We start from the raw sequence: 14,517 nt of genomic DNA, 5'->3' as shown, positions 1-14,517 counted from the left end.
CGGGGGAACCAATGGGGGGACCGTTCGTCTCGGGTCTTCGGGCCCGAGACGAACCGTATCGGCCGTCTCACCTAGGAGCCCCTTGACTGATCCCCGTCTCACGTCAGCACGCGAGAGCTCCGGTCGGCCTCTTGACGCAGGCGTCTCTCAGGCGATCATCGATTCCGTCGTCGACATCACGCTTGCTCACGGTCTGCGTGAGGTGACGATCTCATCGGTCGTGACCGCGGCGAAGACCACGAGACCTGCATTCTACCGTCGCTTCAAGAGCCTCGACGAGATGCTGCTGTTCGTCGTCAATTCACGCGCCACCTCGTTCAACGCCTCAGACCACGGAAGTCTCGAAGAAGATCTGTACGCCGTTCAGCTCGTCTCCGTGGAACGGCTGAACGATCGATTTCTTCGTGCGGTGCTGCCGTATCTGGCGTATCGCGGCATGTCAGACGGTTCTTGTATGCCCCTGTTGAACCGGGAGTTCATCGGCCCCTTTCGCGACACGGTCAGGTCTGCCCTCGAACGTGCAGTCGATCGTGGAGAGATCAGCCAGTTGCCAAATCTGAGCGAGGTCTGCAATGTGCTCTCTGGAATGCTCGTGCCTGACGCACTCTGCTCGGAAGGCTCACGAGATCTCACAGAGCGAGACGCCCGCCGTTCGGCACAGGTCGCCGCGTTGGCTGCGAGGCTCGGGCCGTCAGACGGCTGAGTGCCTAGCCTGGGCCTGAGACGGCCGCTCAGCGATGGTCTCGGCGGATGCTCTTCGTCATATAGCGGCCGGTGCGCGTGCCGTCGTGCGAGATCGGAACCGGCAGCAGCTGATCAGTGCCGGGCGCCAGGATGGGCAGAGTCACGTTCTGAGTGTCGTGCGCGGTGAACCCGAGCGCGGCGAAGAACCCCTCGGATGCCTCTTGACAGACCTCTTCGGCGAAGGTGTAGACCCCCGCGATGCTGGGATGCAGAGACGAAATCGCAAGGGCAGCCTCGACCAGAGCCCGGCCGACGCCGGCTCCACGGTGCTCGGGAATGACGGCGAGCTGGGGGAGCAGCGCCCACTGTGAGACGAACGAACGCGCGATACGTGGATCCAGACCATTTGCGATGATCATGTAGACCTCGGTGTCTGCACGGAGCACACAGGCGCCCAAGAGGGTTCCGTCATCGTCGCGCGCGGCGAGCACCGTCTCATCGACTCCTCCGAGGGATCGAACCAGTGCGGCCGTCTGCGCGTCGGGTTCGTCAGGAAACAGCGGCATCGTCGTCCGGAGCTCTGCCTGGAGCAGAGTGCGGCAGGCGGCGCGATCGTCAGCGCGGCGTGCGCGCTTCACTGAGAGGGACATGACCAGCAGTCTACTGAGCGATTCGGCAGCTCGCCGGCAGGGAACCAATCGACGCTGAGGCAAGAGGCATGATGGAGAACATGAGAGAGACGCCGATCTACTACTACTCATCAGCCAGTGGCTTGGTGCGACGTTTCGCCGGGCATCTGAACAGAGATGTGCGCGACCTCTCAGATCACGACGTGCGCAACAGCGTCACCGACGGCCCCTGGGTGCTGCTGACGCCCTCGTACAAAGCGGGCAACGGGGCCAATGACACCCTGCCGAAGGCCGTGCTGAGGTTTCTGGCCTCGCCGCAGAACCGACGACACATGGTGGGGGTCATCGGATCTGGAAACCGGAATTTTGGCGAACACTACCAGGCAGCCGCACGACAGATCGCGCAGCGTTCTGGCCGACCGATGCTCTTCGAGTTCGAACTCTCGGGCACTCAGGAAGACGTCGTACGGTGCCGGGAGATTCTCGCCGAGCTCGACGAGAAGCTGGATGAGAGACACCGAATCGACCACACTGAGCGGGTGTAGAGGGCCGATCTGGCGTCTGCTGAGGCATCGTTGGCGTCTGCGCAGGCCCAGCAGCAATCGGCCCAGTCGGAGTATTCCCGGCAGAACCGTGTGTTTCAGCAGTGGGGGTCAGCGCCGGCTGATCAGGTGCCCTCTGGGTTGTCGGTGCCGTCGGGGTCTGTGGTGCGTTCTCTGTACCGGCAGCAGCAGGACGCGGCCTCTCGTGTGGGGTCGGCGTCGTCCCAGGTCGGTGACGCGCAGTCGCGGCTGGATGCGGCCAGACGCCTTGTTGCACAGGCGAAGCAGTCGTATCAAGAAGACGCGCATACCACGGCGGGTCGTTTGCAGGCCGCGACCGACAGTGCGATTCCGAAGGATTCTTGGTGGGAGAAGCTCACCAACTCTGATGCGTGGAAGGTGCTGGTCACGGTCGCGACAGTGGTGGTCGTGGTTGCCGCTGTGGCGGGGTTGTTTCTGTCGGGTCCAGCGGGGTGGATCGCTGCTGGTATCGCGTTCGGTGCGGGGGCGCTGCTGACTGCTGATGATGTTGCTGAGTTCGCCAAGGGCAACATGTCGTTGGGCGAGTTCGTGGTGTCGATGGGGCTGAACTTCATTCCAGGCGGTGCGTTCGCCAAAGGCGGGAAGGCCCTGGCCAAGGGGTTGAGTCGTGCTGCGCATGGGGTGGGTAGGGCCGGGGGTGCTGCGGTGGCGGGCGTGAGTAGGGCGGCGTCTCGTGCGGGTGAGGCCCTGGCCGGAGCGTCACGGCGGGCAGTTGATGGTGTCATTTCGGGGGTGCGGAATGATCCGATCTATCAAGGCGTGCTCGCTGCGGGGAGGCGTGGTATTGACCAAGCCACGGGTGTGTTCGAACATGCGGGGCAGGGGTTGCGGGCCCGGACTGGTATGTTGAGTCGCGTGTCTGGGGATCTTGTTTTGGGTGTGCGTGAGACCGCGATGCGTGCGGGAGCCAGTCAAGGTGTGAAAGGGTTCGTCACCCAGGCCGCGTTTGGTGCCGCGGGGAATGTGGGGGTGTACTCCGTGACGAACGCTGCCGACGGGAAGCCCTGGACGGTGTCTGGTGCCGCAGCCGCCGCGGCTGGTGGCGCGGCCGCTGGCGGCCTCGGATCCCAAGCCGGAAAAGCCGGAGCGCTCTTTCATGGTGATACTGCCCAAGCGGGCGCGGGGGTGGTTGCGTCGGCTGGTGCTGAGGTGATCGGTGGCGTGGTCGAGGACCAGCTCAACGGTCCTGAGAATGACTATGACCTGGTTGACGTTTTGCTTGATGCTGTTGATGGTGGCCTGTTGTCGAAGTTCCCTGACGCTGCCGCTATTTCCGGGGCGAACCCGTCGTGGGGTGCGCATGTGGGTGCCGCGTTCGCGGGCGAGCACGCAGGCTTAGGTGTTGACGCGGCCAAGTTCACGGCAAAGCATGTCGTAGAGAACCTCACTGGAGCCAACGCCGCAGCACCCGAACCCAACCAAGGTACGACAGACTCCAGCCACGGGGCCACGCAATGACCCACCCCCAACCCCAGTCAGGGCCAGAGCCTGAACCAAAGTCTGGACCAGGGGCAGGCTCGGAGTCTGCGGCTAGCGACGCCGCGAGTGGCGGTGTCGACCCGGGGCGTTGGGACAAGACCGGGAAGGTACTCGGACAGATCTGGAACTGGTTGCTTTGGGCTGGCCTTGTCGTGTCGGTGGCCGCCGTGGTGTATGTGTTGACCCAGGTGCCGTGGACTACCACGGTGGAATACTCACGTCGCAACGGCCGTGCCCCACTCTTGGTTCTGCTCGGGGTCCCGGTGATCATCTGGCGGCTCGTGCGCCCAATCAAAAAGATTCGAGCGCTCAGGGCGAAGACGCCCATCACGGAGGAAGCTGAAGACTGGACCTTCTTGAAGATTCTAGTCTTCGTGGGCCTGGTCATGTTCGGCACCTGCGCCTTCATTTTTGGTCAGTTGTACCTGTCGTATGAGTTCTTGCGTGAGGGTGGTGCGTTGGGCTGAATCGGCCCGCCCTGCACTGTTCCTGAACGCTCACGGCTGATGCAGGTAGGCGTGGTGTTGACGGGGCCACGGGGTTGTTCGAGCATGCCGGGCAGGGGTTGCGGGTCGAGGCTGGTATGTTGAGTCGCGTGTCTGGGGATCTTGCTATGGGAGTACGTGAAACCGCGACCCGTGCACTAGCCAGCCAAGGCATGAAAGGCTTCGCCACCCAGGCCGCGTTCGGTGCCGCGGGGAATGTGGGGGTGTACTCCGTGACGAACGCTGCCGACGGAAAGCCCTGGACAGTGCCTGGTGCTGAGGTGGCCGGTGGCGTGGTCGAGGATCAGCTCAACGGTACTGAAGACGACTATGACATGTTTGACGCTGGGCTTGATGCTGTTGGTGGTGGCCTGTTGTCGAAGTTCCCTGACGCGGCCAAGTTCACGGCAAAGCATGTCGTAGAGAACCTCACTGGAGCCAACGCCGCAGCACCCGAACCCAACCAGGGTACGACAGACTCCAGCCACGGGGCCACGCAATGACCCACCCCCAACCCCAGTCAGGGCCAGAGCCTGAACCAAAGTCTGGACCAGGGGCAGGCTCGGAGTCTGCGGCTAGCGACGCCGCGAGTGGCGGTGTCGACCCGGGGCGTTGGGACAAGACCGGGAAGGTACTCGGACGGATCTGGAACTGGTTGTCCTGGGTTGGTCTTGTCGTGTCGGTGGGCGCGTTGGTGTATGTGTTGACCCAGGTGCCGTGGACTACCACGGTGGAATACTCACGTCGCAACGGCCGTGCCCCACTCCTAGCCCTGCTCCCGTTCCCATTGGCTTTCTGGTGGTTCGTGCGCCCGCGCACTGCCGAGCAGAAGGCAAAGGAGGCCGCAGAATCAGAGACCAAGCACTGGAGTGTTTTCACGCTCATTCTTTTCGTGGTCCTGGTCATGTTCGGCACCTGCGCCTTCATTTTTGGTCAGTTGTACCTGTCGTATGAGTTCTTGCGTGAGGGTGGTGCGTTGGGCTGAATCGGCCCGCCCTGCACTGTTCCTGAACGCTCACGGCTGATGCAGGTAGGCGTGGTGTTGACGGGGCCACGGGGTTGTTCGAGCATGCCGGGCAGGGGTTGCGGGTCGAGGCTGGTATGTTGAGTCGCGTGTCTGGGGACCTTGTTTTGAGTGTGCGTGATACCGCGACCCGTGCACTAGCCAGCCAAGGCATGAAAGGCTTCGCCACCCAGGCCGCGTTCGGTGCCGCGGGGAATGTGGGGGTGTACTCCGTGACGAACGCTGCCGACGGTGTGCTGTTGTCGAAGTTCCCTGACGCGGCGGCTATTTCCGGGGCGAACCCGTCGTGGGGTGCGCATGTGGGTGCCGCGTTCGCGGGCGAGCACGCAGGCTTAGGTGTTGACGCGGCCAAGTTCACGGCAAAGCATGTCGTAGAGAACATCACGGGAGCCAACGCCGCAGCACCCGAACCCAACCAAGGTACGACAGACTCCAACAACGGGGCTGCACAATGACACAACCCTGACTAGGGCCAAAGCCTGAACCAGAGGCGCGGAAACTCGACTTGGAAGAACTCAATGGTGTTGACTTGGCGCGTCTAGAAAAGACCAGAAGTCTGCTGGTAGGTATCCTGATGTGCTTATGCTGGATTGGTCTTGTCGAGTCGGTGGCCGCCTTGGTGTATGTGCTGATGCAGGTGCCGTGGACCACCACGGTCGACTACTCACATCGCAATGGCCCAGCCCTACTCCTGGTTCTGCTCGCGTTCCCGGTGATCTTCTGGATGTTCGTCCGCCCAAGCAAGAAGACCATGAAGAAGAAGGTGCCACGGAAACCCGAACGGGGAGACATTTGCCGCGTGATCGCAGCCATGGCTTTGGTGGCGGGGTAGTTTCGGTCGGGTCCGACGGGTTGGGTGATCGCGAGCGCGACGTTCGCTGCTCCTGTTCTGCTTGTGACCTCCCTGATTTGCTATGCCCATGCGGAGGCGATCTTGTTGATGTGGAGGTGGCGGCGCTGAGCATGGTGCTTGGGGCCGGTGCCTTGTGTGACAGGGGTGCTCTTGATCCGTGAAGCCAGACACATAGCTACAGGAGGCCAAGTGGATTGCGTAGGGGCGTTCGAGTTCAGGTCTGCGAGACAGCTGTAGATTCTCAGAGGCTTGTTGAAAGTCCTAACACCGGGGTTGCCGTAGAGTATCGCAGCCTTTGCGGTAAGGGGCATGAACCCTGCCATGGGTTCGTCAAGCACCACGAGTGATTGATCGAGACGCTTTTTGACGAGCAGGATGGTTCAACTCGCTATGGGCCTTGGCGGCCTCTAGAACAGCTATCACAGTAACGAAACTCGATCGGTCTTATAATCGAGATGAGAGTTCGATTTCAGGAAGATGGCTCTAAATGTCTGATTATCGTTTAGATACGGCTCGGCATATCGGTAAGACCATTTTCCACCTCCCGCAAGAGTATCGACCTGAGTTTGAACGATACTCACAGGAGGATGAGCAACTGCATATTGACATACTACGTGCACGGGATACGCCGACCCTGGGAGAAACATGCTACGGGTCAATCGGAATTAGTCAATTTGACAATGAACTTGAAATCGAAGGCCAGCCACTACGTGTTGAGATCCTAGCTGTATGTGCTTCTCAATGGGATATTATTGGTCACGGTATTGCGGCTTGTGGATTTCAGCTGGCGTCCGGTTACAGAGTACTTCGGCCTGATATTGTCTGTGAGGGCGTTCTCTCGGGGTATAACGATTGTATTACGACAACCGGACTGCTGTTGACTGCTCCGTTTAGCTTTGAGCATACACATGTTTTGTCGTTTCCCAGCTTCTCAATTTCATGGTTGCAAGCGATCCCGATAACTCAATCGGAATGTGAGTTTGTTCTCTCTCATGAGCATTCTGCTCAAGAACTTCTATCGCTATTTGAGGCGCAGCAGCTTAAACTCAATTGTCTTGATCGAGATTCCGTCCATTTTGACTAGTGGTAGTTTCTCATTCGGTTGCGCACCAGGTGGAAGCGGCTCGCTACTCTATTCCGCAGACGTACATTGTGGACGTAGCGATAGAACCAGTTCTCTACGTCACTTCCTTGGTTGCGTTGCAATCTCTTCTACGCGCAATTCTTGACTGGGTAGGGGTCGAACACGTGCCAAGATCAGACAGAAGCGCCGACGGGTGTTGTACTTGACCCAGTGGCAGGCGCAGCGTTCGTTTGTGGATGTGCGGTTTGAGGTTGTGGTGGGGAAGTGAGGGTTGGTTGTGGATGGTCGGTATGTGTTGCCGGGGTTTGTGTCGTCTGGTGGTGTGGTGTCGAAGAGGGCTCGGCGTCGGTTTCGGAAGGTGTTGCCGCCGGGTGTGTTGGCGTGGTGGGGTGAGTATAGGCAGGGTGTCGCCTTTGATGGGTTTCTGCGGCTGATCGACCCGTTAGATGGTGTGGTGCACTTGAATCGTATCGAGGGTGCAGGGTCTGTGGCCTGTGAGGTCAAACACGGTACCGTGCTGCTGTGAGCCGCTGAATCTGTCAGGGGCTCATATGCAGTCACTCAGCAAGAGACAACAGGAGAAGTCATGGGAGGCCAGACAATGCGCGACTGGCGACGCGACGAAGAGTTCTACCGTAAATGGATCAAAGCTGATGACGGGAAAGCAGCAATCTTCAAAAAGTACTCCAACGAGACGCTCTGGCCTGTTGCTGAAAGAAAGTCGACACCACTGAGTCTGATCGCCGATACCACCGCTTGGATGGGCAATGTGGAGTTGGGGTGGTTGCATCGGTATTCGTTTGGTGTGGATCTTGGGGTGCTGCGCGAGCGGTTGTTTCCGACCGTGGCTGTGTTCGTGGAGGCTCGTCGTCGTGTGAGCCAGTTCACGGTCGAGCAGATGAAGGGCTGGTCGTGGCTGGCGCACTCTGATACGGGCCTGCCGGATTATGAGCGTGTGTTGCGTTTGGTGTCGTTGGGTGTGTGTTTGGGGGTTGGGCCGGTGTGGGTTGGTGCGGTGGTCGAGGCGTGGCCGGGCTGGCCTGGTGGGCATGATCGTCTGTTGGACCGGCTGGTGGCCTCGGCGCTGCCTGACCGGCAGATCGGTACCGTGGATGCGGCCAAGCGGCCCGCCTACGGCCTGTTGGCGTCAGCGTTCGAGACCGACGTCCCGGACGAGCAGGTGGCGATCATCACCAAGTATCTGGATGGTTGGTACAAGCAGTGCCGCAAGTCGTGGTGGTGGGACACCCACTCGCTGGGAGATCTGCGCGGCTCCGGGAACTATTTTGGGTATTGGTGTTTCGAGGCGGCGGCGGTGATCTCGGTGCTGTGCCTCGATGCTGACCGGTTCGACTCGGAGTATCTGCCCAAAGACCTCGCCGCATGGCGCAGCCAGCACCCGGACCTGATCGGTACCAGCCCCAGCCCAGACGAAGTGGACCTGGACTCAGTCATTGGCCCCCTGCCGAGTGCGGCGGGCGCGGGCGCTTCTGGTGCGGGTAGTTCTGGTGTTGGTCAGGGAGATGCGTGATGGGTGTGTTTGAGAGTTTCGAGGCGGTAGCTGGCCGGGTGCGGTTGCGTCTGGTGGGGCTGGACGTGTCGGGTGTGGCCGGGTTGCGTTTGGATGCGGCTGGTCATCCGGGCAGCAGACAGGCGGTGCTCGCCCTTGCACCCGGGGTGGGTGTGGGTGCGGTGATCGATGATGGTGACCGTCTGGTGCAGGTCAGTGTCGACATGGTGGATGCGTGGGGTGTCGGGTTCGGTGAGGTGGTCGCTGCCGGTGCGCGGGCGTTTTCCGGGCGTGCGGTCGAGACGTCTCAGGTGCAGCCGGGCACCTGGATTCTCTCCGATCCAGAACAGATCGCCGTTGCCATACTTGATTCGGCCACGATTGACGGGTTTCAGGTGACGGGGCGGCCTGTGGTCATTCCTGTCGCCCAAGACCTGTTGGTGCTGGTCGGCAGCGACGACCATGACGGGTTGGGCAAAGCAGTGCGCGCGGCCCTGGATGCTTCGCAGGCGGTGCGGGTTCCGGTGTCTGGCTGGCCGCTGACCGTCGCGGCTGATGGCAGCCGGTGGCAGGGCTACGCGTGGGCCGCTGACCTGAATGTCGGGTTCTCACAGCTGACTCGTTCGTGGGACGCCCGCTGGTACGGTGCACAGCGCGAGGTGTTGGGCGAGACCACGGCGGCGGGGCGTTTCGTGCCCGCCGTCGAGCTCGCCCAGGGCCGTGATGGGTCGTACGTGACGTACTGCTCACTGCCCGCAGGAGTCGAGGCACTGCTGCCCAGAGTCGACTTCGTGCACACCGTCAGCGATGACGGCACCGTGCATCCCCACCCCTGGCAGCAGATGATCGACACGTACGGAGCTGCCTTGACCGATACCGGCGTGCACCCTGCTCTGCGGATCGCACCAGCGAACACGATCACCGGCTGACCGACCAGACACCACGCTGCAGCCCCGACCACTGACACCCCGCCCACTGGCCGCTGGTGTCCTGGCCGCTGGGGTCAGGCGAGCACGGTGGCAAGTGTCGGCAGCGCTGCCTCCTTGCCCAAGGCGGCGGCAGCCGAAATGATGTCATCGACATGATCGGCGTCTGCAGCCACAAAGGTGTACGAGTCAGAATCGGTATCCCAATGCACAAAGACGATTCCAGCAGGTGACAGCCACGCGTTGACGAACGCAACAGCAACCATCATGCGGTCGAGCCCGGGCGCATCCAGATCGTCGAGCAGCTCGACCAGCGCATCGAGCTTCGAGCCGTCCAGGCCGGCCTGCGCGACAACCGTGAGGTCTTCGATCAACTCGACCAGATTCGTCGGCAGCTCATCCCAATCGATCGTCACCGCCCGATTATCAGCCTCGAGCAGTGCTGCCAACCCCACCCACGCATCCACCGATTCAGCAGACCAGAACACGTCACCGAGCACCGCATCATCCGTCATGCCCGCATACGCTGCCTGCGGATCACTGGCCATCTGACCCACCAGATCACGCACATGCGCGTCCGCATCGACCGCGGTGAGAAGCTGCTGCCAGACCTGCTTCTGTTGATAGACCATGACCACAGAATACCTAACTGTTGCGTATCGAAAGCCGTCTGGCTGGACGTACGATGAGATCATGGGTGGGATGCGAAGCCGTGGATGGCGTGGCGACAGAGTCGATGTCGTACGGCAGCCGGACGGTCGGGTCACGAGTGTGGACAACACCAGAATCCGGGCCGCAAGAGAAACCGACACTACGGTCGAAGCCCGAATACACAATCCCGGTGACCGCATCGGTGATTCGGAGCTGGCGCAGCGACTGCAAAACCACAAGACTCATCAGGACGTCTCAACTTGGGGTGAAGGTGTAGCAAACCGGATTCGTAAACAGGGCGCAGGGTGGTCTGGGGAGAACCCACTGGGGTCTGATGTGCTACCGAGGGTTACTGGAGTACCAATTGGGTAAAGAAAGACGTGTTCTTACCTCTGATGAACGATGCAGGGAAATGTTGTGTTCGGCATCGTCAGAATTCCACTTCCCAACCTCGTTTCTACGCTTCATCGAAGAGGACCCTCTACCAGATATAGAGCCTTGGTTTTTTACCTCGGCTCTAGAAGGTAACCAGCAGTTCTTCTCACGTATAGTACGTGAGCAGTTTCCGTATCGTGTGTTGGTGCCGTTCGCTGTCATGGATGGTACTGATGATGTGTTCTGTTTTGATGGGTCGGATGTGACTGGTGATCCGGCGGTGTTGGTGATTCATACGTTTTGTGATCCTGGGTGGGAGTATCGGGGGCATTGGTCGGGGTTTGCTGCGTGGTTGGAGCGTGCGGAGCAGTTGCATGCGTTGTTCGTCGCGGGTGATGACCGGTATCTGGAGTGGGAGGTGCCGTTGTTCAACGAGGAGTGGAAGGTATCGCCTCGTCGTCGGCGGTGGTGGAGGCGGTCATGAGCGGGGTGAACCAGTTGCGGTTGTCTCAGCTGTTGACGCAGGCGTTGCGGCATGTGCCTGGTGAGTTTGGGCTGGTGCTCGATGCGCAGGGGTGGGCGCAGCTGTCGGATGTGATTGCTGCTGTCGGCCGGGCTGGTCTGGAGGGCGTCGGAGAGTCGACTGTGCGTGACTTGGTCGCTCATCAGTCGAAGAAGAGGCTGGAGATCAGTGGTGGCCGGATTCGTGCTGCGTACGGTCATTCTTTCTCGACGGTCGTTGACCACAATGTCATCTCTACGCCGCCCTCGGTCCTGTTCCATGCGACATCCCCGCAGGCGTGGCAGCGCATCCGTGAGGAGGGGCTGAAACCGATGGGACGGCAGTTCGTGCACTTGGCCACAAGTGCGGAACAAGCGATGATCGTGGGGTTGCGCCATGCTGACCATCCGGTGCTGTTGCGCGTCGACACGGCCTGCGCGGCAGCGCGTGGTGTGCAGTTCATGAACGGATCCGACAGCGTTATCCTGGCCGATGCGGTGCCCACGGAGTGCATATCCGCTGAGTTCTGAACGATAGCGTTCGTTTCTGGATGTGCGTTTTGAGGTTGTGGTGGGGAAGTGAGGGTTGGTTGTGGATGATCGGTATGTGTTGCCGGGGTTTGTGTCGTCTGGTGGTGTGGTGTCGAAGAGGGCTCGGCGTCGGTTTCGGAAGGTGTTGCCGCCGGGTGTGTTGGCGTGGTGGGGTGAGTTTGGGCAGGGTGTCGCGTTTGATGGGTTTCTGCGGCTGATCGACCCGTTGGATGGGTGGATGGAGTTGGTCGCCCAGACTGCGCAGACGCTGGGCGAGGTGGTGCCGGTGGCGACAACTGCCATGGGCGACGTCCTCGCCTGGCAACTCGAGAATGATGGGCGGGGGCATCTGCTGCTTATCGACTACAGGCATGGTGAGATCCGCACCCTTGCCTCTCGGGATGTGGACTACTTTGCGAAGGATCTTCGAGACGAACCAGATTCTATGCAACAGGCTGAGGAGCTGGGGTGGTCGCCGTTTCCTGAGGCGGTGGAGCGCCTGGGTGTTCCTGGGTTTGATGAGTGTTTCGGGTATGTGCCGATTCTGGCGGCTGGTGGGCCCGAGGACGTCTCGCATCTGCAGCGTTTGGATATGCGCACGCATTTGTTGATCATCGCCGAGTTCGCGGGGCCTGCGAAATGGTGAACGATGCGACTGGGGTGCTTGCGCGCGTATTTGGTGAGGCGTTCGCCGGTGACGGCCGTCTGTTCATCGGCGTAGATTCAACCGGCACAGTCACACACGTCAGGGCTCAGCCGCTGGCATGGCACTCCCACAACTCTGGCACCAGTCATCCATCATCTATCGCACACTCTTCGACACCTCAACGCATCTCAACAACTTGGTCGCCGATGGTGCGCATGTCAGCCCATTTGAGTACAAACTCATCGAGAGCCAATCCGCGCTTGAGCTTCGATCTGGCGGTTTGAGGATGGTCAGTAGCATTACACAGAGAGATGTGGCTCCTCCGGTTGATCGAGTATCTGGTAGACGGAAGCAGTTCAGCATCGAGAATGGAGTTGATGTTGGATGCGCCGCAGAGAGATTCTGAACCATTGAGTGCTCTTGAAGAAGTTCTTGGAACAGCTGTCAGCGAGATGGTCAGTGCTGCATTAGAATACGCGCCACAAGTCGACGAAGTCCTCATCTATTTTTCTAATGAGAATGGCACCCGTACTGCTGACGTTGCATACGTGCAAAACGGCACCCTGTTAACGAAAGATCATGTTGAGGCGCCAGATACTTCCTCTGCGATGAAACGAGCGCTTCTGAAATTCATCGTCTCGCAAGTGGGACGTATCCAAGCTTCTGTAGACTCCGCACACCCGATCCCGACAGCAGGACGCATCCGATATGCGGTCGCAACGAGATCCGTGGATATGGACCTTACTCCAACCCCTGAGCTTACTGACTATCAGGTGAGCCCCTCTGACAAGTTTCAGGAATGGCTCCAACAAGTTGCCCCTTGACGGTAATCAGCTCCACGCCTGCACCTTCCCCGTATCCCCGTTGTCTCATGCCTACACACGCCGGTCGAGCGCGGCACTGGCTGAGCCCGCCCTACTACTGACATCGTCAGTCTTACCCCGGCAGCAGTGGTGGGGCTCAGACACCAGGAACTCTGGCATGCAAATGAGCGAAGACGAGCTCAATAGCCCTGTCAGGGTAGGCGACGATCAGACACGGAAAATCGAGGCCTTCGGCCACGAGCTGTCAGGACTAGATACGTTCGTGGAGCAGTATGCGGCGGGCAGCGTGGATCGAGTGTTGTCTCGTGTTGATGTGGATGGTGTGGTGCACTTGAATCGTATCGAGGGTGCAGGGTCTGTGGCCTGTGAGGTCAAACACGGTACCGTGCTGCTGTGAGCCGCTGAATCTGTCAGGAGCTGATTTGCAGTCACTCAGCAAGAGACAACAGGAGAAGTCATGGAAGGCCAGACAATGCGCGACTGGCGACGCGACGAAGAGTTCTACCGGAAAGCCATCGAGTTCGATGATGGCGCTGAAGTCATATACCGCAAACGTGCTGACCAGGTGCTGTTGCCCTCAGATTCGCGCACGCTGTCTTCACGAATTCTTAGCTCTTATGTGATGAGCTGGTCGAATAGTGCTACTGCTGCGTGGTTAAAAAGGTACTCGTTCGGGATTTCACTTGACGAGCTTCGGTCGCAGTTTTTTCCTATGCTCGCGACGTTTATTGATGCACGGAGACGGGTATCGCTCCTGCCTGAAGAATCTGTGAATGCTTCCGGCTGGTTTCCGTATCCCGAGTCGGCTTTGCCTGATCATTATCGCGTGTTGCGTTTGGTGTCGTTGGGTGTGTGCCTGGGCGTTGGCCCAGTGTGGGTCGAGGCTGTGGTGGGGGCGTGGCCGGGGTCGCCTGGTGGGCATGATCGTCTGTTGGACCGACTGGTCGCCTCGGCGGTGCCTGACCGGCAGATCGGCACCGTGGATGCGGCCAAGCGGCCCGCCTACGGCCTGTTGGCGTCAGCGTTCGATACCGACGACCCCGACGAGCAGGTCGCGATCATCACGAAGTATCTGGGTGGTTGGTACAAGCAGTGCCGTGGGTTCGGGTGGTGGAATGCTCATACGCTGATAAACAAGCAAGGCTCCGGACGGTATTCTGGGTATTGGTGTTTTGAAGCGGCGGCGGTGATCTCGGTGCTGGGCCTCGATGCTGACCGGTTCGACTCGGAGTATCTGCCCAAAGACCTCGCCGCATGGCGCAGCCAACACCCCGACCTGATCGGTACCAGCCCCAGCCCAGACGAAGTGGACCTGGACTCAGTCATCAAACACGGCTAGCAGTGCACGGCACGAGCGTCGACGCCTTCAAGAAGGTCAGGATATGGAACCAGTACAGTGCCCATTCGAAAGAGTCTTTGACGAGCTCAGCCTGATGGTTGCTGGTGCATTGGAATACGCACCCGATGTCGACGAGGTTTTCATCTACTGCTCGGATGAGCACGGCTCGGTCACAGCTGACGTCTTTTATCGGCAAGATGGGGTAATCAGGTCGAGTCGGAAATATGCGGGGGAGGGCATGAAAAAAGCCCCCGCCAGGATGATTCGACCGGCTGGGGCTTTAGCTCCCCCGGTTGGACTCGAACCAACAACCCTTCGTTGTTGCAAAAGAAGAGTCATCCCAGTGATCCAGCGGACTCTACGGCAGCTGAACGGAAGTTATCGTACCCCGT

At 59.9% G+C, this 14,517-nt stretch carries 18 protein-coding genes; 16 read left to right on the top strand and 2 right to left on the bottom strand.

Features of this window, described 5'->3' with window-relative positions:
• The first annotated feature begins 82 nt into the window (after nt 1-82).
• Complete coding sequence (locus F8O06_RS07775) at nt 83-703, top strand: TetR/AcrR family transcriptional regulator (protein WP_158037749.1); 621 nt, start codon at nt 83-85, stop codon at nt 701-703.
• Nucleotides 704-731: 28 nt separating this feature from the next.
• On the opposite strand, the gene F8O06_RS07770 is transcribed toward F8O06_RS07775, so the two are convergent.
• Nucleotides 732-1,334, bottom strand: a complete 603-nt coding sequence (locus F8O06_RS07770; protein ID WP_158037750.1) for a GNAT family N-acetyltransferase — start codon at nt 1,332-1,334, stop codon at nt 732-734.
• A gap of 80 nt (nt 1,335-1,414) precedes the next feature.
• Here F8O06_RS07770 and nrdI point away from each other — a divergent pair, with 80 nt between their 5' ends.
• The 10 genes from nrdI to F8O06_RS07720 all read left to right on the top strand — a co-directional run bounded on the left by nrdI (nt 1,415) and on the right by F8O06_RS07720 (nt 9,261).
• Nucleotides 1,415-1,858, top strand: a complete 444-nt coding sequence (nrdI, locus tag F8O06_RS07765; RefSeq protein WP_158037751.1) for a class Ib ribonucleoside-diphosphate reductase assembly flavoprotein NrdI — start codon at nt 1,415-1,417, stop codon at nt 1,856-1,858.
• Between the two features lie 321 nt (nt 1,859-2,179).
• Complete coding sequence (locus F8O06_RS07760) at nt 2,180-3,355, top strand: hypothetical protein (RefSeq protein WP_158037752.1); 1,176 nt, start codon at nt 2,180-2,182, stop codon at nt 3,353-3,355.
• A gap of 227 nt (nt 3,356-3,582) precedes the next feature.
• Nucleotides 3,583-3,843 carry a hypothetical protein gene (locus tag F8O06_RS07755; RefSeq protein ID WP_158037753.1) on the top strand — a complete coding sequence of 87 codons (261 nt, stop codon included), beginning with the start codon at nt 3,583-3,585 and terminating at the stop codon, nt 3,841-3,843.
• A 191-nt stretch (nt 3,844-4,034) separates the two neighbouring features.
• Nucleotides 4,035-4,364, top strand: coding sequence for a hypothetical protein (locus F8O06_RS07750; protein ID WP_158037754.1), 330 nt, complete (start codon nt 4,035-4,037; stop codon nt 4,362-4,364).
• A 227-nt stretch (nt 4,365-4,591) separates the two neighbouring features.
• On the top strand, nt 4,592-4,846 hold the full coding sequence (locus F8O06_RS07745) for a hypothetical protein (RefSeq protein WP_158037755.1): 255 nt from the start codon (nt 4,592-4,594) through the stop codon (nt 4,844-4,846).
• A gap of 191 nt (nt 4,847-5,037) precedes the next feature.
• Nucleotides 5,038-5,340, top strand: a complete 303-nt coding sequence (locus F8O06_RS07740) for a hypothetical protein (RefSeq protein WP_158037756.1) — start codon at nt 5,038-5,040, stop codon at nt 5,338-5,340.
• A 50-nt stretch (nt 5,341-5,390) separates the two neighbouring features.
• A complete protein-coding gene (locus F8O06_RS07735; protein WP_158037757.1) occupies nt 5,391-5,717 on the top strand; it encodes a hypothetical protein in 327 nt (108 codons plus the stop codon).
• Nucleotides 5,718-6,225: 508 nt separating this feature from the next.
• The gene (locus F8O06_RS07730; protein ID WP_158037758.1) at nt 6,226-6,822 is read left to right on the top strand and encodes a suppressor of fused domain protein; all 597 of its coding nucleotides are present in this window, start codon (nt 6,226-6,228) and stop codon (nt 6,820-6,822) included.
• A 586-nt stretch (nt 6,823-7,408) separates the two neighbouring features.
• The gene (locus tag F8O06_RS07725) at nt 7,409-8,353 is read left to right on the top strand and encodes a PoNe immunity protein domain-containing protein (RefSeq protein ID WP_158037759.1); all 945 of its coding nucleotides are present in this window, start codon (nt 7,409-7,411) and stop codon (nt 8,351-8,353) included.
• A 5-nt stretch (nt 8,354-8,358) separates the two neighbouring features.
• Nucleotides 8,359-9,261, top strand: a complete 903-nt coding sequence (locus F8O06_RS07720; RefSeq protein WP_158037760.1) for a hypothetical protein — start codon at nt 8,359-8,361, stop codon at nt 9,259-9,261.
• 74 nt (nt 9,262-9,335) lie between these two features.
• Here F8O06_RS07720 and F8O06_RS07715 read toward each other — a convergent pair whose 3' ends face one another.
• The gene (locus tag F8O06_RS07715) at nt 9,336-9,890 is read right to left on the bottom strand and encodes a hypothetical protein (RefSeq protein ID WP_158037761.1); all 555 of its coding nucleotides are present in this window, start codon (nt 9,888-9,890) and stop codon (nt 9,336-9,338) included.
• 832 nt (nt 9,891-10,722) lie between these two features.
• Here F8O06_RS07715 and F8O06_RS07710 point away from each other — a divergent pair.
• The 5 genes from F8O06_RS07710 to F8O06_RS07690 all read left to right on the top strand — a co-directional run bounded on the left by F8O06_RS07710 (nt 10,723) and on the right by F8O06_RS07690 (nt 14,125).
• Nucleotides 10,723-11,316, top strand: coding sequence for an RNA 2'-phosphotransferase (locus F8O06_RS07710; RefSeq protein ID WP_158037762.1), 594 nt, complete (start codon nt 10,723-10,725; stop codon nt 11,314-11,316).
• A 61-nt stretch (nt 11,317-11,377) separates the two neighbouring features.
• Nucleotides 11,378-11,962: a T6SS immunity protein Tdi1 domain-containing protein gene (locus F8O06_RS07705; protein ID WP_158037763.1), complete on the top strand. Its 585-nt coding sequence runs from the start codon at nt 11,378-11,380 to the stop codon at nt 11,960-11,962.
• Nucleotides 11,963-12,339: 377 nt separating this feature from the next.
• Nucleotides 12,340-12,786 carry a hypothetical protein gene (locus F8O06_RS07700; protein WP_158037764.1) on the top strand — a complete coding sequence of 149 codons (447 nt, stop codon included), beginning with the start codon at nt 12,340-12,342 and terminating at the stop codon, nt 12,784-12,786.
• 163 nt (nt 12,787-12,949) lie between these two features.
• Nucleotides 12,950-13,183, top strand: a complete 234-nt coding sequence (locus tag F8O06_RS07695; RefSeq protein ID WP_158037765.1) for a hypothetical protein — start codon at nt 12,950-12,952, stop codon at nt 13,181-13,183.
• Between the two features lie 60 nt (nt 13,184-13,243).
• A complete protein-coding gene (locus F8O06_RS07690) occupies nt 13,244-14,125 on the top strand; it encodes a PoNe immunity protein domain-containing protein (RefSeq protein ID WP_158037766.1) in 882 nt (293 codons plus the stop codon).
• Nucleotides 14,126-14,517 lie beyond the last annotated feature (392 nt).

Source organism: Pseudoclavibacter sp. CFCC 14310 (assembly GCF_008831165.1).
GTDB lineage: Bacteria > Actinomycetota > Actinomycetes > Actinomycetales > Microbacteriaceae > Pseudoclavibacter_A.
This window is presented reverse-complemented; position numbering and strand designations above follow the sequence as displayed.

What these genes read in the sequence shown, in the direction of transcription:
- F8O06_RS07770 (WP_158037750.1), bottom strand. Translation starts at nt 1,334, where the DNA reads ATGTCCCTCTCAGTGAAGCGCGCACGCCGCGCTGACGATCGCGCCGCC.
- nrdI (WP_158037751.1), top strand. Translation starts at nt 1,415, where the DNA reads ATGAGAGAGACGCCGATCTACTACTACTCATCAGCCAGTGGCTTGGTG.
- F8O06_RS07750 (WP_158037754.1), top strand. Translation starts at nt 4,035, where the DNA reads ATGAAAGGCTTCGCCACCCAGGCCGCGTTCGGTGCCGCGGGGAATGTG.
- F8O06_RS07740 (WP_158037756.1), top strand. Translation starts at nt 5,038, where the DNA reads ATGAAAGGCTTCGCCACCCAGGCCGCGTTCGGTGCCGCGGGGAATGTG.
- F8O06_RS07730 (WP_158037758.1), top strand. Translation starts at nt 6,226, where the DNA reads ATGTCTGATTATCGTTTAGATACGGCTCGGCATATCGGTAAGACCATT.
- F8O06_RS07725 (WP_158037759.1), top strand. Translation starts at nt 7,409, where the DNA reads ATGGGAGGCCAGACAATGCGCGACTGGCGACGCGACGAAGAGTTCTAC.
- F8O06_RS07715 (WP_158037761.1), bottom strand. Translation starts at nt 9,890, where the DNA reads ATGGTCTATCAACAGAAGCAGGTCTGGCAGCAGCTTCTCACCGCGGTC.
- F8O06_RS07700 (WP_158037764.1), top strand. Translation starts at nt 12,340, where the DNA reads ATGTTGGATGCGCCGCAGAGAGATTCTGAACCATTGAGTGCTCTTGAA.
- F8O06_RS07695 (WP_158037765.1), top strand. Translation starts at nt 12,950, where the DNA reads ATGAGCGAAGACGAGCTCAATAGCCCTGTCAGGGTAGGCGACGATCAG.
- F8O06_RS07690 (WP_158037766.1), top strand. Translation starts at nt 13,244, where the DNA reads ATGGAAGGCCAGACAATGCGCGACTGGCGACGCGACGAAGAGTTCTAC.